Annotated in this window: 16 protein-coding genes and 3 tRNA genes; 12 read left to right on the forward strand and 7 right to left on the reverse strand. The window is 38.8% G+C overall.

Going from position 1 to position 19832, the window contains the following annotated elements:
• Window positions 1-212: 212 nt before the first annotated feature.
• Together DWW70_RS06770 and DWW70_RS06775 are read left to right on the forward strand one after the other, a co-directional pair.
• Window positions 213-1058, forward strand: a complete 846-nt coding sequence (locus DWW70_RS06770) for an Mrp/NBP35 family ATP-binding protein (RefSeq protein WP_022217397.1) — start codon at window positions 213-215, stop codon at window positions 1056-1058.
• A gap of 49 nt (window positions 1059-1107) precedes the next feature.
• Window positions 1108-2022, forward strand: a complete 915-nt coding sequence (locus DWW70_RS06775) for a radical SAM protein (protein WP_022217396.1) — start codon at window positions 1108-1110, stop codon at window positions 2020-2022.
• Window positions 2023-2120: 98 nt separating this feature from the next.
• Here DWW70_RS06775 and DWW70_RS06780 read toward each other — a convergent pair.
• Together DWW70_RS06780 and DWW70_RS06785 are read right to left on the reverse strand one after the other, a co-directional pair.
• A tRNA-Lys gene (locus tag DWW70_RS06780) sits at window positions 2121-2193 on the reverse strand.
• Window positions 2194-2365: 172 nt separating this feature from the next.
• A tRNA-Lys gene (locus DWW70_RS06785) sits at window positions 2366-2438 on the reverse strand.
• Window positions 2439-2677: 239 nt separating this feature from the next.
• Here DWW70_RS06785 and trmB point away from each other — a divergent pair.
• From trmB to DWW70_RS06835, 10 genes are all read left to right on the forward strand, one after another.
• Entirely contained in the window at window positions 2678-3325 is a 648-nt protein-coding gene (trmB, locus tag DWW70_RS06790) for a tRNA (guanosine(46)-N7)-methyltransferase TrmB (RefSeq protein WP_015534422.1), read from the forward strand.
• Window positions 3326-3408: 83 nt separating this feature from the next.
• Window positions 3409-4539: a sensor histidine kinase gene (locus DWW70_RS06795; RefSeq protein WP_118649518.1), complete on the forward strand. Its 1131-nt coding sequence runs from the start codon at window positions 3409-3411 to the stop codon at window positions 4537-4539.
• A gap of 138 nt (window positions 4540-4677) precedes the next feature.
• Window positions 4678-6369, forward strand: coding sequence for an arginine--tRNA ligase (gene argS / locus DWW70_RS06800; RefSeq protein WP_055222373.1), 1692 nt, complete (start codon window positions 4678-4680; stop codon window positions 6367-6369).
• 1362 nt (window positions 6370-7731) lie between these two features.
• Window positions 7732-8502, forward strand: a complete 771-nt coding sequence (locus DWW70_RS06805) for a ParA family protein (protein ID WP_022217394.1) — start codon at window positions 7732-7734, stop codon at window positions 8500-8502.
• 12 nt (window positions 8503-8514) lie between these two features.
• Complete coding sequence (locus tag DWW70_RS06810) at window positions 8515-9483, forward strand: ParB/RepB/Spo0J family partition protein (RefSeq protein WP_118649519.1); 969 nt, start codon at window positions 8515-8517, stop codon at window positions 9481-9483.
• Between the two features lie 49 nt (window positions 9484-9532).
• On the forward strand, window positions 9533-10063 hold the full coding sequence (locus DWW70_RS06815; protein WP_022217392.1) for a DUF4446 family protein: 531 nt from the start codon (window positions 9533-9535) through the stop codon (window positions 10061-10063).
• 222 nt (window positions 10064-10285) lie between these two features.
• Window positions 10286-11578 carry a serine--tRNA ligase gene (serS, locus tag DWW70_RS06820; RefSeq protein ID WP_055145972.1) on the forward strand — a complete coding sequence of 431 codons (1293 nt, stop codon included), beginning with the start codon at window positions 10286-10288 and terminating at the stop codon, window positions 11576-11578.
• A gap of 38 nt (window positions 11579-11616) precedes the next feature.
• A complete protein-coding gene (locus DWW70_RS06825; RefSeq protein WP_118649520.1) occupies window positions 11617-12489 on the forward strand; it encodes a DUF3881 family protein in 873 nt (290 codons plus the stop codon).
• A 37-nt stretch (window positions 12490-12526) separates the two neighbouring features.
• Window positions 12527-12600, forward strand: a tRNA-Arg gene (locus DWW70_RS06830).
• 38 nt (window positions 12601-12638) lie between these two features.
• Entirely contained in the window at window positions 12639-13601 is a 963-nt protein-coding gene (locus DWW70_RS06835) for a 3'-5' exonuclease (protein WP_022217390.1), read from the forward strand.
• Between the two features lie 35 nt (window positions 13602-13636).
• Here DWW70_RS06835 and rsmG read toward each other — a convergent pair whose 3' ends face one another.
• From rsmG to DWW70_RS06860, 5 genes are all read right to left on the reverse strand, one after another.
• Entirely contained in the window at window positions 13637-14344 is a 708-nt protein-coding gene (gene rsmG / locus DWW70_RS06840) for a 16S rRNA (guanine(527)-N(7))-methyltransferase RsmG (protein ID WP_015534426.1), read from the reverse strand.
• A 45-nt stretch (window positions 14345-14389) separates the two neighbouring features.
• Complete coding sequence (gene mnmG, locus DWW70_RS06845) at window positions 14390-16270, reverse strand: tRNA uridine-5-carboxymethylaminomethyl(34) synthesis enzyme MnmG (protein WP_118649521.1); 1881 nt, start codon at window positions 16268-16270, stop codon at window positions 14390-14392.
• Between the two features lie 37 nt (window positions 16271-16307).
• Window positions 16308-17687: a tRNA uridine-5-carboxymethylaminomethyl(34) synthesis GTPase MnmE gene (gene mnmE, locus DWW70_RS06850; protein ID WP_118649522.1), complete on the reverse strand. Its 1380-nt coding sequence runs from the start codon at window positions 17685-17687 to the stop codon at window positions 16308-16310.
• A 183-nt stretch (window positions 17688-17870) separates the two neighbouring features.
• Window positions 17871-18497 (reverse strand): RNA-binding cell elongation regulator Jag/EloR, encoded by a 627-nt coding sequence (gene jag / locus DWW70_RS06855; RefSeq protein ID WP_022217387.1) that lies wholly within the window; start codon window positions 18495-18497, stop codon window positions 17871-17873.
• The gene (locus DWW70_RS06860; RefSeq protein ID WP_117549930.1) at window positions 18497-19831 is read right to left on the reverse strand and encodes a YidC/Oxa1 family membrane protein insertase; all 1335 of its coding nucleotides are present in this window, start codon (window positions 19829-19831) and stop codon (window positions 18497-18499) included. The genes jag and DWW70_RS06860 overlap by 1 nt, the downstream gene beginning before the upstream one ends.
• Between the last annotated feature and the right edge of the window lies 1 nt (window position 19832).

Genomic DNA, 19832 nt, shown 5'->3' on the forward strand with positions numbered 1-19832 from the left:
ATCAGGTATTTCATTTCAACTCTACAATCCGTATACTATCATGTCTCTGATTATATATTTGACACCCGTCAATTTCAACTCACCTCTCAAATTTCATAGTACCTGCATTCGTTGACTTTGTAACCTCTTAATGATATATATTAATCAAATGCGTAACTTAGCATACAACACAGATTGCACAGACATCCATGTGCAGTAGATTGGAGAGTATCATGTCAGAGAATTGTACACACAACTGCAGTACCTGTGGTCAGAGCTGTTCCAGCAGAACAGAACCACAGAGTCTTATCATAGAGCCACATCCAGGTTCACATATAAAGCATATTATTGCCGTGGTCAGCGGCAAAGGAGGAGTCGGCAAATCCTCAGTAACCTGTCAGCTCGCCGTTCTCATGCAGCGCATGGGTTACAAGACAGCCATACTTGACGCAGATATCACAGGACCTTCTATTCCAAAGGCATTTGGCGTACATAAGACACCAGAGGCAGAAGGAGATTTCCTGTATCCCGATGAGACGGAAACAGGAATCAAGATCATGTCTGTGAATCTTCTTCTGGACGACGAGACAACACCTGTCCTCTGGAGAGGACCTATCATAGCGGGAACAGTCAAGCAGTTCTACTCAGACATCATCTGGGGAGACATAGACTATATGTTCATCGACTGTCCTCCTGGAACCGGCGACGTGCCACTTACCATATTCCAGTCCATCCCTATAGATGGAGTTGTGGTAGTTACCACCCCTCAGGATCTCGTATCTGTCATCGTTGGAAAGGCTGTTCACATGGCAGACAGCATGAATATCCCTGTCATTGGTATGATAGAGAATATGTCATATTTCATTTGTCCTGACTGCAATAACAAGCACTATATATTTGGCAAGAGCCAGCTTGAGCAGGTCATAAGAGACCTGTATATAGGGCACGCGATCCGTCTGCCTATCAATCCTTCCCTTGCGGGGCTTATGGATAGGGGTGAGATAGAGCACATGGAAGCAAATGCTGATCTTCAGGAATTTGCTGATCTCATAAGCACATTTGACCCTGACAAATACTAATTCACCTGTCAGTTAATAACAATTATCATCTATTTTGGAGGTAAATAATATGGATATCCGGCACATCCTGAACAACTGCATATTGTGTCCAAGAAAATGCGGTGTAGACCGTACATCCGGTCACACAGGTGCCTGCCATATGACAGACACAGTCAGGGTGAGCCGTGCAGCACTACACATGTGGGAAGAGCCATGTATATCCGGAGAGAACGGTTCAGGTGCCGTATTTTTCTCCGGATGTGCACTTGGATGCTGCTTCTGCCAGAATAAAGCCATATCCGGAGGCAAGGCTGGCAAGGATATATCCATATCAAGGCTGTGCAACATTTTCTTTGAGCTTCAGGATAAGGGTGCCAACAACATCAATCTTGTCACACCGGATCACTATATACCACAGATCATATCAGCTATAGACATGGCGAGATCACGGAACTTCAAGCTTCCATTTGTATATAACTGCAGTGGTTATGAAACGGCCGAGATGATACAGCTACTTGATGGATATATAGACGTGTATCTTCCTGATTTCAAATTCATGTCACCGGATCTGTCCGCAAAATACAGTAATGCTCCAGACTATCCTGAACATGCCAAAGCCTCCATATCTGAGATGGTCAGACAATGCGGAGGAGACCAGACCCGCTTTGATGACGACGGAATTATGCAGAGAGGTGTTATCGTCCGTCATCTGCAGCTTCCTGATCATCTGGATGATTCCAAGTCAATAATCACATATCTATATAACACATACAAAGATTCAATATATATAAGCATCATGAACCAGTACACCCCTATGCCGGGAATTGAGAATAGATTTCCAGAGCTTGGCAGAACTATAACTTCTTCTGAATACGATGAGCTTGTGGATTATGCCATTGATATCGGCGTTGAAAATGGATTTATACAGGAGGGTGAGACAGCAAAAGAGAGCTTCATTCCAGCATTCGATAACGAAGGCGTGTAACCTACACATCTTCAAATAAGGAAATAAATAAAAGACCATGGATTTTTGCACAAAAAAATGGACCAGCCACAACATATTGCAGTCAATCCATCTTGTAGTGGGCCGCCGGGGGCTCGAACCCCGCACACCCTGATTAAGAGTCAGGTGCTCTACCAAATGAGCTAGCGGCCCGTATTTATTTGTTATGTTCGTCACAACAGAATAGATTATATATCAGTTCTGAGAATAATGCAAGTGTTTTTCTCATTTTTTTCAACTTTTCTGACATCCAGCAAATGATTTCAAACTGAGTGACAAAAAAATGGACCAGCCACAATTATATTGCAGTCAATCCACCTTGTAGTGGGCCGCCGGGGGCTCGAACCCCGCACACCCTGATTAAGAGTCAGGTGCTCTACCAAATGAGCTAGCGGCCCGTATTTATCATGTTGTGTTCGTCACAACAGATTAGAGTATACATTAGTTCTTTTTATAATGCAAGTGTTTTTTTCAACTTTTTTCATTTTTATTTGTTCGGTATTACTCTGCTCCTATCCCATACCAAAATTACCAGTTATATATATTGTTTGAATATCATTTTCGCCTATGTTATTATTATAAGGTATAACTTTTTCAATAAAAAGAAGATTTTTACAATAAATAGATGGAGATTACTATGAGACTGAGAAATGTAAAAGGATCAAGAGAGACTATCGCAGCAAATGACTATGTAGTGCACAATGAAACAGGCATGAAGGGGCATTGGCATGAGTTATTTGACAACGATAACCCTATACATATTGAGATAGGCATGGGCAAGGGACAGTTTATCATGGAGCTTGCAAGACGCAATCCTGATATCAATTACATAGGCATAGAGAAGTATTCAAGTGTCCTGGTGCGTGCCCTTGAGAAAAGAGAGCTTGAACCTGAGATGACGAATCTCTACTTTATAAGAATGGATGCCGAATATATAACTGACGTATTCGATACAAATGAAGTAGATAGAATATATCTCAATTTCTCGGACCCATGGCCAAAGGACAGGCATGCCAAGAGACGTCTCACATCTACACATTTTCTTGGTCTGTATGATCAGCTCCTCGCCCCTGAGGGAAGAGTTATATTTAAGACTGATAACAGAGGACTCTTTGATTTCTCTCTGGAACAGGTTCCCGAGGCAGGATGGATCCTTGAGAACTACACATATGACCTTCACAATTCAGAATACAACGAAGGCAACATCATGACCGAGTATGAGACCAAATTCTCAGCAATGGGAACACCTATCAACAGACTCGTCGCATACAGGGAAAAGAAATAAACGTTGATTTTGCATTTGTTGACACACAGTTTTTGGTATACTACAATGAAGATTACAGCAAATTTATTGAAAGGAGTTTCATCATGGATACATCTTCTATAGAAAGTCTCAAATTGGTGCGCAAGACCAATCAGGATCTGTTGAATTTCTTCAATGATTCATATATCAGCAAGCTTGAGCAGGTTCAGTCACTCAAAACTGAAGATTTTGAACTCAAGGCAAAGATAGACCAGCTTATAAAGACATTAGATGTATACTCCTTCAAGACAAGCACTGGTCACAATGTATTTTCACCATTCTCAGTAGACACCACCTCACAGCAGGAAAAGGCTACTCAGATAGAGCTTCAGTTAAAGGAGCTTCAGGATATGCAGCAGACTCTTCATCTTCAGATCAAAGAGGACGAAGAAGAAACCGCATTGCTTAAGAAGCGTATAACTGATCTATCCACCTCCAACAGACATATAGATGATCTTCTGACGGAGGTGACTGAGGAAGTATCTACTATTAATAATGAAGATACAACAGAAACAGACGGACCAGATACTGATTCCCTGACAGCAGCGGATCACGGAAAAAATATCCTCAGATTGTACCAATATGAGAAAAAACAGCTTGCGGACAGGATTCAATCCGACATCACAGATGTTCTTGACTCCAATTCACACAAGCTGGATGTACTGTCCTGGCTTATAAGATCAGATATCAACAGAGCTAAGGTCACTCTCGAAGAGCTCACCTCATCAACGGCAAAACTTGCCGACCATGTAGATGAACTTGCCAATTCTCTCTCTGGAGAATCAGACAGCGAAGAGCCTGTATGGAATCATCTTGAGAAACTTTTCCAGGGTTACAGGGATGAACATCCTGAATGTGGCATATCATACGACATCAACTGTGCTGATTATGCCATGAATATTCCAGGTATTGTAGCCACATATCTTTTATCAATAACTAAAGATATTATGAACAACATATTTGTTCATTCAAATGCCAACAAGGTCTCAATCAAGATATATCTGAGCAGTAAGCTCATAGATGTATATATCAACGACAATGGCGTGGGTATAGACAACAATTATGATACCAACAGTCCATGGTACAGCAGTCTCCACAGAATCAAGGAGATCATATATCTGTTAAATGGAACTCTGAAGATCGATGGAGATTCAAAAACCGGAACAAATGTAAGATTTACTATTCCACTTGAATAATAACGTATCTGTTGAAAGACATATATTACTTAGTTTACAGGTTGGATATCTTAAAGTAACAAAGTGTTATATTGTGTATATGTTGTTTTATCAACACATATATATTTCGAATAAAATAAACATAAAAGGAACATTATCATGAAAGAAAAAATTGCACAGCTTATCTCAAATAACGTAGAAGGAATCGAAATGTCAGATATCATTGCTTCAATCGAGATCCCACCACGCCCTGATATGGGTGATTTTGCATTTCCTTGCTTCAGACTGGCAAAGGTGCTCAGAAAAGCCCCAAATATGATTGCAGCCGATATAAAGGAAGCCATAGGAGATGTAGATTTCATCGAGAAGATCGATGTAGCAGGTGCATACCTGAACTTCTATATCAAGAAAGATGTATTTGTAAAGACAATGATAGAGGCAGCCAACACAGATGACTTCGGCAAATCCGATATAGGCGAGGGACAGACCATATGTATTGACTACTCATCTCCTAACGTTGCAAAGAATTTCCACGTTGGCCATCTCAGAACTACAATAATCGGTAACTCTCTTTACAAGATTCATTCCAAGCTTGGATACAATGTTGTAAGAATAAATCACCTTGGCGATTGGGGCACACAGTTTGGTAAGCTTATCGTAGCTTACAAGGCATGGGGTTCAAAGGAAGCTGTTGAGAAGGATGGAATCTCAGAGCTCATGAAGCTGTATGTGAAGTTCCATGAAGAGGCTGACAAGAATCCAGAGCTTGTTGACGAGGCAAGAGCATGGTTCAACAAGATGGAAAATGGAGACGAGGAAGCACTCAGCATATGGCAGTGGTTCAAGGATATAAGTCTTGTTGAATACAAGAGAACATACAACCTCCTCGGAATGGATTTCGACTACTATCTTGGAGAGAGTTTCTATAGAGACAAGTGCCAGGCTGTTGTGGACAAGGTTAAGGCTGCCGGTCTTCTGAAGGAGAGCGAAGGTGCTATGATCGTTGATCTCTCAGATTACGATATGGCTCCATGTATCATAACCAAGAAAGACGGAAGCTCAATATACGCAACAAGAGATCTTGCTGCTATATTCTATAGAAAAGACACATATCACTTCTCAAAGTGCTTATATGTAACCGGTCAGGAGCAGAAACTTCATTTTGCACAGGTATTCAAGGTAGTTGAGCTTCTTGGAAACGAATGGGCAAAGGATCAGCTTGTTCACATTCCTTATGGTCTTGTAAGTCTTGAGGGAGCAAAGCTTTCTACCAGAAGCGGTAATATCATATACGCAGAGGATATTCTGAAGGATGCCATTGCAAAGAGTCTTGAGATAATCACCGAAAAGAGCCCAAATCTTCCAAACAAGGAGGATGTAGCCAAGAAAGTTGGTGTTGGTGCTGTTCTTTTCAATGACTTATATAACCAGAGAATCAAGGATGTATCATTTAGCTGGGATAAGGTTCTCAACTTTGATGGTGAGACCGGTCCTTATGTTCAGTATACACATGCAAGATGCTGCAGCGTTGTAAGACTTGCTGAGTCATTCGATCCATCAAAACCGGTTAACTACAGTCTCATTACAGAGCAGGATGCCATAGAGTTATTAAAAGAGATCAACAGATTCCCATCTGTGATCAAGGATGCTGCTGATAAGTATGAGCCATCTGTTGTAGCAAGATATGCAGTTGATGTTGCTCAGGCATTTAACAAGTTCTATAACTCAACAAGAATCAATGTAGATGATGTTGAGCTCAAGAATGCAAGAGTTATGCTCACATATCTCACTAAGAATACAATATCTGAGGCACTTAACCTCCTTGGAATCGAAGCTCCAGAGGCAATGTAATCAGTGTTTCTTCTATATTAATATATGACCATATAACCTGGTTAAAGAAAAAGAGAATGTTTCACGTGAAACATTCTCTTTTTCTCATATATCTCCAGGAACCATTTTAAATTATATTGTCATAGATATTATTGTTTTTGATACTTTTCTCTAAATAATATTACTCATGATATTTCTGTTCTGAATATTCTTATCTGGCTGTCATTGTTCTGGATGTTATTGTTCTAAGTATTATCGTTCTGAGTATTATCGTTCTGAATATTTCATTCTGAATATTTCATTCTGAATATTTCATTCTGAATATTGTCTTCTAAACACTATCTTCCAGACATCATTGTTTCGAAATTATTATCCTAGATAATTTTGTTCTGAATATCTTTACTTCAGGTATTTTTTTATATCTGAATATTTTTAGGTATTCTTCTCTTGTTTTTCTAAGTTTTACAGTTTTCTTTGTGAAGAAATTGTTTATTACAATAACAAAATCATATTTCTAACCATATTACGTATTATATAATCTCTTCTGTTCTATTCCTTTATATACTTCTATATTCTACATTGCGTTTTTATGAATACAGAATCTTTAAAGCTGTTAATTAATAAATTATATGGTGATTTAAATAATTTCAATAAATAGATCATTTGTATATTTAATTTTGCTTTAATATTATATATATTTGAATGTTTCACGTGAAACTTTATGATAAACGTATTTCAACTCAAACTTCAGATATCTCATACATTTGTTTTCTACACTTATAAATCTTTTACATCTTATTTGTTGTTTCTGCTACCTTATTATTCATTTACATTATTACAAAGTATTTTACAACTCAATTATCACTCCATGAACTACTTTTCTGATTTATTTGATAATATTCATGTTTCACGTGAAACATTTTCATCATTACATATAATATTTATATGTCTAAGTAATCCACATATAATAATTGTACTTTCTTGTCTATTATTCTGATTTTTTAAAGAATTTCCAGAACTTTCAAGCATAGTCAATACTTTACTTACCTTTTTAACCATTAATTCAATTATAAAATGTTTCACGTGAAACTTTACCCATATAACGAATACAAAACATGCACCCACTGTTTATCAGATTTTACACAGTTTAATTGCCACTTTGTATACGATATTATCTATTCATTAGATAATAGAATGTTTCACGTGAAACATTTTATTAAACATCATATTTTTTCTGTATTTTGTAGAATTAGCACTTTATAAGTGCTATAATAGACAAGCACTATTTATAACATAAAATATCATCATATTTTATCTATATTAAATAAGCAAACAACAATGTTTCACGTGAAACATTCTTTTTTTGAATGAAAAGGAGACAAAATGGGCAGAATTATAGCGATTGCTAACCAGAAAGGTGGCGTTGGCAAGACAACAACAGCCATAAACCTTGCCGCATGTCTGGCAGCAAAGGGTAAAAAGGTTCTGGCCGTTGATATGGATCCACAGGGCAATATGACAAGTGGATTAGGTGTAGACAGGGATTCTCTTGAATACACAGTCTATGATATGTTGAGAAATGAGTGCAACATAGGAGAATGTATGCTCATAAACGTATATCCTGGTCTTAATCTCATTCCTGCCAACAGAGAACTGGCAGGTGCTGAGGTTGAATTTGTCGGAATGGAGGATATGCAGCACATTCTTAAGACACATATCAAGAAGGTAAAGAACAAATTTGATTACGTTATCATTGATTGTCCTCCTGCACTTGGAATGCTTACTGTAAATGCTCTTACAGCAGCAAATACGGTACTTGTACCTATTCAATGTGAATTTTTCGCACTGGATGGTCTCTCACAGTTGGTATACACTATTGAACTGATAAGAAAAAATCTGAACAGACTTCTTACTATAGAAGGTGTTGTATTTACAATGTTTGACTCAAGAACCAATTTATCAGTTCAGGTTGTTGAAAATGTAAAAGAAAACCTCAAACAACACATATACAACACAGTTATACCAAGAAATGTCAGACTTGCTGAAGCGCCAAGTTACGGAATGCCAATAATTGAGTATGATCCAAGATCAGCCGGAGCTGAGCATTATATGATGTTGGCAGATGAAGTTATAGAAAATGACTACTATAGATAATGGAGGGCTAATATGGCACAGAAAAAAGGTTTAGGAAGAGGTTTGAACGACCTTTTAGGCACTTCAGAGGCTTCAAAGCCGTCCCGAAGTAGAAATAATCAGCAAAACTCCTCTGAAAACACAAGTAAAGAGGTAAAAACAGTAACCAAAGAGGTTGTGAAGGAAGTTGTAAAAGAGGTTGAACAGAAGATTAAAATCAATCTCATTGAGCCAAATAAGTCACAGCCAAGAAAGCAGTTTGATGAAGAGGCATTACAGGAATTATCTGATTCCATTAAGAAATATGGTGTTCTTGAGCCTCTGATTGTCACTAAAAAAGGCGATTATTATGAGATAATTGCAGGTGAAAGACGTTGGAGAGCTGCCAGAATGGCAGGAATAAAGGAAGTTCCTGTAGTTATACGTGATTATACTAACAAAGAAATAATGGAGATTTCTCTTATAGAGAATATTCAGAGAGAAGATCTGAATCCAATTGAAGAAGCTGAGGCTTACGAATCTCTTATATCGGAATATAATCTCAAGCAGGAAGAAGTTGCAGAGAGAGTATCAAAAAGCAGATCAACCATAACCAATTCTCTCCGACTTCTGAAGCTTTGCGAGGATGTAAGACAGATGGTCATGTATAATATGATATCAACAGGACATGCCAGAGCACTTATTCCTATAGAAGATCCTAAATTACAGTACGAAACGGCTGCAATTGTATACGATCAGAAGCTCAGTGTTAGAGAAACAGAGGCATATGTAAAGGCAATTCTGGAGAAAAAGCCGGAAAAAGAGGAAAAACAGAAGCCTCAAAAGGATTTATCCGTCTTCTATTCTGATATAGAGAACAAATTAAAGTCAATTTTAGGTGCAAAGATAGCTATCAAGGCATCTAATAACGACAAAGGCAAAATTGAGATAAACTACTATTCTCAGGACGAGCTTGACCGAATAACAGAGATGCTTTACTCAATCAATAAAGAAATGATGTAGTAACCATCTGCATCATACATATGCACAATCAAGGAAGGACAATATTATAATGGAAAGTTCCATATTACAAAAAATAGGTATTGATCCTGCCTACATACTAATTGGTATGCTGGTTCTCATAATAGCCTTGTTTGTACTATTATTCATATTGATGGGCAATATTAAAAATAGAAACAAACAGATAAAAAGGCTGTTGAGCGGAACTCAGGCAGGTGATCTTGAAGATATTATCATGAAAAGATTCGCTGAGATGGATGCTGTAAAAAACAATTCCAAGCGACTCACAAAGGAACATAAGGAAATACAGAGTCATCTTTCAGCATGTGTCAGTAAAATTGGTCTTGTAAAGTATAATGCATTTGAAGGAATGGGTGGTAATCTAAGTTTTGCACTTGCTCTTCTGGATACAGAGAACAATGGTGTCGTACTCAACTGTATGCATACCAGAGAAGGCTGTTTTAACTATGCAAAAGAGATCATAGGTGGTGAAGCATATGTTGCACTGTCAGAAGAGGAAAAAGAGGCTATTGAACGAGCTAAAACCCTCGAGGATGAAATAGCTGAAAACAAACTAAAATAACCATATTTCAAAAAATTATTATACAAAACATGCAACGTACAAATGTGTATGAAACACATAAAATAGAAAAGCGTATAAAACGTAAAATCGCTAAAACGATAAGAACAAGATTTATAAAATAAACAAAAAAATAAAAAGAAACAAAAACATGAAAATATATTATGTAGCTACATTATTATAATATATTTTCAAATAAATTTATATATTTAATAGGAGGATATCATGATTGATATTAAATTCTTAAGAGAAAACCCAGACGTAGTAAAACAGAATATAAAGAATAAATTCCAGAATGACAAACTTCCACTTGTCGATGAAGTAATAGAGCTTGACAAACAGGCTCGTGCTGCTCAGCAGGAAGCTGATACACTCAGAGCAAACAAGAATGCAATAGCAAAGCAGATCGGTGCTCTTATGGCTCAGGGAAAGAAGGAAGAGGCTGAGGAAGTTAAGAAGCAGGTTGCTGAGACATCAGCAAGACTCAAGGAGCTTGAAGCTTTAGAGCCTGAGCTCAAGGAGAAGGTTAAGAAGATCATGATGATAATTCCTAACATCATTGATCCATCAGTTCCTATAGGAAAGGATGACTCAGAGAATGTAGAGGTTCAGAAGTATGGTGAGCCTGTTGTTCCTGACTTTGAGATTCCTTATCATGCAGATATCATGGAGGCACTTGGAGGAATTGACCTCGATTCAGCAAGAAAAGTTGCAGGAAACGGCTTCTACTATCTCATGGGCGACATAGCAAGACTTCACTCTGCTATTATCTCATACGCAAGAGATTTCATGATAGACAGAGGATTCACATATTGTATTCCACCTTTCATGATCAGAAGCAACGTTGTCACAGGTGTTATGAGCTTTGCTGAGATGGATGCCATGATGTATAAGATTGAGGGTGAGGATCTGTATCTCATCGGAACTTCAGAGCACTCAATGATCGGTAAGTTCATCGACACTATAATTCCTGAGGATGAGCTTCCAAAGACTCTTACAAGCTACTCACCTTGCTTCAGAAAAGAGAAGGGTGCTCACGGAATTGAGGAGAGAGGTGTATACAGAATCCATCAGTTTGAGAAGCAGGAAATGATCGTTGTATGTAAGCCTGAGGACAGCAAGATGTGGTTTGACAAGCTGTGGCAGAACACAGTTGATCTCTTCAGATCAATGGATATCCCTGTAAGAACACTTGAGTGTTGTTCTGGAGATCTTGCAGATCTCAAGGTTAAGTCTGTAGATGTTGAGGCATGGTCACCTCGTCAGAAGAAATACTTCGAGGTTGGAAGCTGTTCAAACCTTGGCGATGCACAGGCAAGAAGACTTCAGATCAGAGTAAAGGGCGAGGATGGCAAGAAGTATCTCGCTCATACACTCAACAATACAGTTGTTGCTCCACCAAGAATGCTTATCGCTTTCCTTGAGAACAATCTCCAGGCTGACGGAAGAGTCAGAATTCCAGAGAAGCTTCGTCCATACATGGGTGGAAAAGAGTATCTTGAGAAGACAGGAAAGTAATAATATAAATAAAAACATACAACAAGGGAGGTGTCGGAATGCATAGTTTTCTTCCATCTATAGGCTTTACTAACATAAAAAACAGACAGCAGCTTGAACCTATATACAGGCAGATCCTTGAATCGCCTGACAGGAAATTTATATCAACTATAAGTGCTGACACCTGTCTTGTACAATTCAGCAAAGACTTTGGGGAGAGATTTGGAATATCGCTTGTAGGTGAAATGTCAAAGGATGGCTCAATATCCATTGAGTATTATTTTCCTTACGTCACATCAAAGCTTTTGACCGATGACGAAAATATATACGTTGAGAAATATTCTGACAAGAGAGCATATGCCGGTGTTAGCAGTGATTTCAGTCTTGGAATGACTCTTATTTTCTTCATAACCAACATAGCAGACTATGAAAAATCATTGTGGATGAACAGATCAAACAAGTACTTTTCAAAGGCGTATTTTTCCGGTCTGTCAGTAAATGGTATGATTATTCTTGATGTGGATGATCACAGTGATAAAAATACATCCTACGGCAATGCAAAGAGAAGTAAACTCATCGAGGCTGCAAAGAAGGGTGATCCGGACGCAATAGAAAGTCTTACTCTTGAAGATATGGACACCTATAACACCATTGGAAGAAGGACTCACAAAGAGGATGTTCTGTCCATAGTGAAATCAAGCTTCATGCCTGTCGGTATTGAGACTGATCACTACGCAGTTATAGGAACTATCACATCATATATCGAGACAACCAACAGCTATACAAATGAATCGATATATCTGATTGATGTAGAAAGCAATGATCTGACATTTACCGTAGCGATCAACAAAAACCATCTTCTGGGTGAACCTGCTCCGGGAAGAAGATTCAAGGGTGATGTGTGGCTTCAGGGGCATATAGTTAATTCTTGACTATAAACTCTATAAATGTTACACTTATAATTGATGTGCATCTGTAGCTCAGCAGGATAGAGCGTCCGCCTCCTAAGCGGAAGGTCGTGGGTTCGAATCCCGTCAGGTGCACTATTTTTCACTAATAAATTTTCTAAAGGGACATGACTATGAATTATATTGTTATGGATCTTGAATGGAATCAAAGCTACAATGGGCATATGGGTGAACATCCACGTATGCCTTTTGAAATTATAGAGATTGGTGCCGTTAAGGTAGATAAGAATCTCAACATCATTGACGAATACTCAAGTCTTATCAAACCAAAAATTTATAAGAAATTACATTCAAAGATCAGAACAATTCTGAACTATGATGAGGATGACCTGAGTCTCGGAAGAGGATTCAAGGAAGTCTGTTCAGAATTTCTTGACTGGTGTGGAAAAGATTACATATTCTGCACATGGGGACCTATGGACCTCACAGAGCTTCAGACTAATATGGACTTTTATTATATGGACAAGCTTCCTAGGCCACTTAAGTTTCTGAATCTCCAAAGTATATATGCAAGCGTTACGAATACCTCAGGAATACCTCAGAGTATGAGTAAACTTGAAAAAGCGGTCAGTGAGATGAATATTCCGGAAAATGAACCATTTCACACAGCTCTCAACGATGCAAGATACACCGCACTTGTTATGAAAGAGATGAAAGCCAAGAATATAAATCAGCTTTACAGCTTTGATCTCTATATAACACCTAAGAATAAAGAAGAAGAGATTGAAGTATCTCATAATAACCAGTACGAATATATCTCAAGGGGTTTCAGAAATAAACATGCAGCACTGGACGATGAAAAAGTAACTCAGATTCGTTGTTACAAATGCAGCAAGAAGGTCAAGACACATATTGACTGGTTTGCAAATAGTCCATCATCGTACATGTGTGTTGGAAAATGCTGGATGCATGGTTATTTTTGTGGCAAGATAAAATTCAAATCTGTAAACAATAACTATTATGTTCACAAGACAATAAAACCTATCGACAAACAGGGTATAGAGGCAATTAAACAAAAACAGGAAGATATTCGTGAAAAAAGAAAAGAAAAAAGACATATGAAATCTTCAAACTAAAAAATAAAACAGCCATTTAAGGCTGTTTTATTTTTTTATGCTATTGGCTTTTTAGCAGCTCCCGCTTTTCTCGGGTACTTGTTGTCTGTATTTGCAATCTTCTTTACAAACACAAAGCTTCTCTGGTTATTGGTCTCCGGTATATTCGTATTAAATATGTTCTCGACCTGTCCCCCAAGAATCCTGATTGCTTTCTTTCCATCCCGCATCTCTTCCGGCAAAGCATTTGACTTATAAGATACAAAATATCCACCCGGCTTGACAAATGGAATACACCATTCCGACAGAGTTGCAAGATTGGCAACTGCCCTGGATACAGCCAGATCATATTTTTCTCTATGCATCTCATCTCTGCCTCCATCCTCTGCTCTTGAATGAACAGTGTGGATATCCTGCAGTCCAAGTTCATCTATAACTTCATCGAGGAACTTTAATCTCTTATTCAACGAATCCATAAGTGTTATATTCAGCTCTGGAAAAGCAATCTTCAGAGGAATTCCCGGAAATCCTGCACCTGTACCAACATCTATAACGTCAATATTCTCATGAAGATCTTTATACTTTGAAAGAAGCAGACTGTCAGCAAAATGCTTTATTATTACATCTTCCTTTTCAGTTATGGCTGTAAGATTCATTACCTTATTCCACTCAACCAGAATATCATAATATTTTGAAAATTGTTCTATCTGCTTATCACTCAATTCCAGACCAAACTGTTTTGTTATGGAATTTAATCTGTCCATATTGTTCTCCTTCAACAAATTATTCTGAATAACTTCTATACCAGTTTAGTCTCTACCCTTCATCTTGAGATACACCAGCAATACTGATATATCAGCCGGAGAAACTCCTGATATTCTTGACGCCTGTCCAATATTTTCAGGTCTGATGAGAGACAGCTTCTGTCTGGCCTCGATTCTAAGATTTGATATATCATTATAGTCAATATCTGCCGGCAGCTTTTTCTTCTCCAGCTTCTTAAACTGATTTACCTGCTGATTCTGTCTGTCTATATATCCCTGATATTTTATGGTTATATTTATCTGTTCTATAACATCATCCGGAAGTTTGGTTCTTCCCTCATCTATTGGATCAATCGCCTCATATGACAGTTCCGGTCTTCTTATAAGTTCTGCAAGAGATGCAGCAGTCTTAAGTCCTGTACTTCCAAGATCCTCAAGGAACTTCTGTATGGTTGAATTTGCTCCAACCATGGTGCTCTCAAGTCTCTGTATCTCATCCATTATCTGTTGTCTCTTCTTTGTAAATGCAGCATATCTCTTGTCATCTATAAGACCGATCTCATGTCCAATCTCCGTGAGCCTCAGATCAGCGTTATCCTGTCTGAGAAGAAGTCTGTACTCAGCTCTGGATGTCATCATTCTGTATGGCTCCGATGTCTCTTTTGTGACAAGATCATCTATAAGAACTCCTATATATGCCTGTGATCTGTCAAGAACCACCGCTTCCTTGCCCTGTACTTTTCTGGCAGCATTGATTCCTGCCATTATACCCTGGGCTGCAGCCTCCTCATATCCTGAACTTCCATTTATCTGGCCGGCACCAAAAAGTCCTGATACACTCTTAAACTCCAGAGAAGGTTTTAAGTTAATGGCATTTATACAATCATACTCGATGGCATAAGCATTCCTTATTATCTTTGCATTCTCCAGTCCCTTCATGCTGTGTATCATCTCATACTGAACATCCTCAGGAAGAGAGCTGCTCATTCCACCCATATACATCTCATTCGTATATTCACCCTCAGGCTCAATAAATATCTGATGTCTGGTCTTATCAGGGAATTTCGTAACCTTATCCTCAATGGAAGGGCAGTATCTTGGTCCTGTACCCTCGATCACGCCTGAAAACAGAGGTGATCTGTCTATATTATCTCTGATTATCTCATGTGTCTTCTCATTTGTGTAACAGAGCCAGCATGATATTTGATCACGTCTTATATCAGCCTCAGTATTTGTAAATGAGAATGGAACTATCTTCTCATCGCCCTTCTGTTCCTCCATCTGAGAAAAATCTATCGTTCTTTTATCCAGTCTGGCAGGGGTTCCCGTCTTGAATCTTCTTATCTCTATCCCTGCATTCTTCATGGAATCTGACAAATAATTAGCTGCCATAAGTCCATTAGGTCCGGTGTGATATACGACATCTCCGTATATACATCTAGCCTTGAGGTATGTTCCTGTACACAAAACCACAGCCTTTGCAAAATAAGTTGCTCCCGAATATGTCTTTACACCCTTAACCACATTATCCTCGATAATAATTTCCGACACCTCTGCCTGTCTCAATGTGAGATTATCTGTATTCTCAAGGGTGTGCTTCATGGTTCTGGAATAATTTGCCTTGTCTGCCTGGGCACGAAGAGAGTGAACCGCCGGACCCTTAGACGCATTGAGCATCTTTGACTGAATATACGTCTTGTCTATATTCTTGCCCATCTCTCCGCCAAGTGCATCTATTTCCCTTACCAGATGTCCCTTAGAGCTTCCTCCTACATTCGGATTACATGGCATCATGGCCACACTGTCCATACTCACCGTAAAAATAATAGTATTCAGACCAAGTCTTGCACTTGCAAGAGCTGCCTCACATCCTGCATGTCCTGCCCCCACAACTACCACATCATATTCTTCATTCAAAACAGGCATACAAATGTCCTCCTTCCAGTACCTTATATCCTGCAATCTATTTTCCCATACAGAATTCCTTAAATATCTTATCAGCCAGATCATCTCTGGCAGTTTCACCTATTATCAAACCGAGATGTTCATACGCATCCATGAGATCAATGGAGAAAAAGTCTTCCTCCATTCCCATATCTATGCTTTCTTTAACCTTTAACAGTGCATTTTTGGTGCACACAAGTTCATTTTTGTGTCGGGTATTAGTGATATAAAGCTGATCATTATATGTCAGTGTACCCTCAAAAAACATCCTGTTCAGAAGCTCATACAATTCTTCACTGCCATCACCGGTCAGTGCTGACAACTGAATTATATCTGCATCTATATATTTCTTAATATCCGATTCGTCTATCTTCTTTTCCAGATCAGATTTGTTGAGTATCACAACAACATTCTTATCCTGTATTCTGGACATGATCCTGTGATCGTTCTCATCCAGGTCAATTGAACTGTCTACCACATAGAGCACAAGATCAGCTTTATCCACAGACTCTAATGCCTTATCCACACCTATCTTCTCAACTACATCATCTGTATCTCTTATTCCCGCAGTGTCAACTATGTTCAGAGTTATACCTCTTACATTTATCACTTCACTGAGCGTATCCCTGGTTGTGCCGGCCATATCTGTTACAATCGCCCTTTCTTCGCCCACAAACATATTCATCAGCGAAGACTTACCCGCATTCGGTTTACCAACAATAACCGTATTTATTCCCTCAGACAACACTTTTCCATTGTCAAATGTTGTCAAAAGGTTATCCACACTATCTACAAGGTTATCCACAATTATTTCTAACTTTTGTGGAAAACCATCCAGACTGTAGTGTTCAGGATCATCCAAAGCAGATTCAATAAACGCCACATTGTACAGAATCTGTTCTCTCATATCAATGATCTTATCCCTAAGTCTTCCCTGAAGCTGCTCCACAGACGTTCTGGCTGCAAAGTCATTCTTTGCATTTATTATATCCATGACGGATTCTGCCTGTGACAGATCTATCCTTCCACCGAGGAATGCTCTCTTTGTAAATTCTCCAGGTTCGGCTGCCCTTGCACCACATTTTATTACCAGATCAAGTATCTTTCGGAGAACTACTGTACCTCCGTGACACTGAAGTTCACACACATCCTCACATGTGTACGTATGGGGAGCCTTCATGACCAGAAGTATAGCCTCATCTATCATTCTGTCATCCTCATACACACCACCAAATGCAGCAGTGTAAGATTTCATATTTACCGCTTTTTTGTTTTTATTTGCAGCGCGGAACAACATGTCTGTTATCTCACATGCCCTGTCTCCGCTGATCCTTATTATTCCAACTCCGGCATTACTCATACCGGTGGTTATAGCTGCAATGGTATCTTCCTTGAACATATCTGTCTTACACTTTTCCTTTCACCGTGATTAAACAACCTATCTATGTAGTGTACAACATTACCAATTCATTTTCCATATAAAAAGACTAAACTGCAACAAAAAAGAGACCATTTTCTCAAATGATCTCTTTCCTGTCACCATAAAATATTGCGATGATCTTTACACGCATCAGCGTGACTATTATTTCTTCTTGAGATATACAATAACCTTACGATATGGCTCCTCGCCCTCGCTTCTGGTTGCTACATACTTGTCGTTCTGAAGAGTAGCATGGATTATTCTTCTCTCATAAGGATTCATTGGCTCAAGAGCAAATGATCTCTTTGATCTCTTAACCTTGAATGCTATATTCTTGGCAAGATTCTCAAGTGTCTCTTTTCTTCTTGCTCTGTAGTTCTCTGTATCGAGCTTAACTCTGATACGTGACTCGCTCTTCTTATTGATAGCAAGTGTAATAATATACTGAAGAGCATCTAGAGTCTGTCCACGCTTTCCAATCAAAATTCCCATCTCTGGTCCCTCAAGATTGATAGACAGAACATTCTCTTCCTCATCAAAATCCATCTGGATCTCTGTCTGGATATCCATAGCCTTGAACAGGCTGTCAAGGTACTCCTTAACATCGTCCAGGAATGTCTTCTTTTTTCTTGCCTTTATGATACAAGGCTTTGAACCTATACCAAGAAATCCCTTTGTCTCTTCGCTGATAACTTCATACTCAAGATCTGTACTAGGGACTCCAAGTTCAACACTGGCCTGCATAAGGGCTTCATCTTTGGTCTTACCTTTGAATTCTAAGAATTCCATTATTTATTTCCTCCCTTATCGTTGCTATTGTTCTGGTACTTAAGCATTATATTCGCCTTAGCTCCTATACTGCCTGGTTTATAGTTTACATTTTCTCTGCGGGTTACATCATCACTGTCAACATTCACTGAATGTGCAGGATTAACATAACTCTTAAGTCTTGAAGAAGCCATCTTATTTATATTCTCTGACTGACTGTTCTCTGTTGGAACGTTACCATTCTGAGCATCCATCATTCTCTCATAGAAAGATTTCTTATCAGGGTTCTTCTTCTTTGCCTGCTTCTTGGCAGCCTTCTCGGCACACTTTGCAAGCAGCTCATCCTTGTCCTGATGATTATAATAAGCATCAACTATAAGCTGAGATATTATCATAATAACAGAACCAACTATCCAGTAAAGACCGATAGCTATAGGAAGAGTTATACAGAATATAAGTGACATGATAGGCATGTAGTACATCATACCCTTCATCATGTTGTTGGCTGTCTGCTGATTGCTATCCATGTTGCTATTCTGTGATGACTTCATGGATATCTTTGTCTGTAAGAACTGCATGAGAGCAGAAACGATAGGAACCACCAAAGCTATTGAAAGCTTCCATCCCGGTGCATCTGCAATATTCAGTCCAAACAGGAACTGGTTCATATTGTGGAACTGATCAACATAGCTTGTGAGAGTAGCATTACCTGTAAGATCAAGATTAGCTATCAGCTTATCCCAATCACTCTTAGAAAACTTATCAAGCACATCAATGATCTGATTCTTTGTAGGGTCATCACCCATCTGCTTCAATGCCATTGTAACTGTGCTTACCTTCGATTCACCTGCTACATCACTTATAGCCTTGACATAATCTGTCTTGGTACTCAGTATCTCTACAATCTTTCCGTAGGTCTTTGTCATTGAAGGAACATACGCAGGTATGTTCTGGATAACCCTGTACAGACCATAGAATATAGGCAGCTGTATAAGCGAAGTCAGACATCCTGATGCCATACTGACACCATATTTCTTCTGGATCTTCTGAGTTTCCTGCTGCTGCTTCATCATTGAGTCCTGATCAGTCTTGCCTTTATATTTCTTTGTTGCCTTGGCAATCTCAGGCTGGATGAAACTCATGATCTTACTTGATCTCTGCTGCTTGAAATATAATGGGAACAGCGCGCCTCTCAGTACAAATGTGAACAAAATAACGCACACACTGAGATTGACGTATGTGAATCCCATATGGCTTCCAATAAATCCAACGAACATGTAAATCCAATTGAATATCTTACCGAGCAGCCAACAAACTGGTCCGAGTATCATACCATCTTCTCTTGTTAGAAACATA

The sequence above is a fragment of the Coprococcus sp. AF16-5 genome, from assembly GCF_003479365.1.
Lineage (GTDB): Bacteria > Bacillota > Clostridia > Lachnospirales > Lachnospiraceae > Coprococcus > Coprococcus aceti.

Coding starts and splice junctions, on each gene's coding strand:
- DWW70_RS06770 (WP_022217397.1), top strand. CDS start 213: ATGTCAGAGAATTGTACACACAACTGCAGTACCTGTGGTCAGAGCTGT.
- DWW70_RS06775 (WP_022217396.1), top strand. CDS start 1,108: ATGGATATCCGGCACATCCTGAACAACTGCATATTGTGTCCAAGAAAA.
- trmB (WP_015534422.1), top strand. CDS start 2,678: ATGAGACTGAGAAATGTAAAAGGATCAAGAGAGACTATCGCAGCAAAT.
- DWW70_RS06795 (WP_118649518.1), top strand. CDS start 3,409: ATGGATACATCTTCTATAGAAAGTCTCAAATTGGTGCGCAAGACCAAT.
- argS (WP_055222373.1), top strand. CDS start 4,678: ATGAAAGAAAAAATTGCACAGCTTATCTCAAATAACGTAGAAGGAATC.
- DWW70_RS06805 (WP_022217394.1), top strand. CDS start 7,732: ATGGGCAGAATTATAGCGATTGCTAACCAGAAAGGTGGCGTTGGCAAG.
- DWW70_RS06810 (WP_118649519.1), top strand. CDS start 8,515: ATGGCACAGAAAAAAGGTTTAGGAAGAGGTTTGAACGACCTTTTAGGC.
- DWW70_RS06815 (WP_022217392.1), top strand. CDS start 9,533: ATGGAAAGTTCCATATTACAAAAAATAGGTATTGATCCTGCCTACATA.
- serS (WP_055145972.1), top strand. CDS start 10,286: ATGATTGATATTAAATTCTTAAGAGAAAACCCAGACGTAGTAAAACAG.
- DWW70_RS06825 (WP_118649520.1), top strand. CDS start 11,617: ATGCATAGTTTTCTTCCATCTATAGGCTTTACTAACATAAAAAACAGA.
- DWW70_RS06835 (WP_022217390.1), top strand. CDS start 12,639: ATGAATTATATTGTTATGGATCTTGAATGGAATCAAAGCTACAATGGG.
- rsmG (WP_015534426.1), bottom strand. CDS start 14,344: ATGGACAGATTAAATTCCATAACAAAACAGTTTGGTCTGGAATTGAGT.
- mnmG (WP_118649521.1), bottom strand. CDS start 16,270: ATGCCTGTTTTGAATGAAGAATATGATGTGGTAGTTGTGGGGGCAGGA.
- mnmE (WP_118649522.1), bottom strand. CDS start 17,687: ATGTTCAAGGAAGATACCATTGCAGCTATAACCACCGGTATGAGTAAT.
- jag (WP_022217387.1), bottom strand. CDS start 18,497: ATGGAATTCTTAGAATTCAAAGGTAAGACCAAAGATGAAGCCCTTATG.
- DWW70_RS06860 (WP_117549930.1), bottom strand. CDS start 19,831: ATGTTTCTAACAAGAGAAGATGGTATGATACTCGGACCAGTTTGTTGG.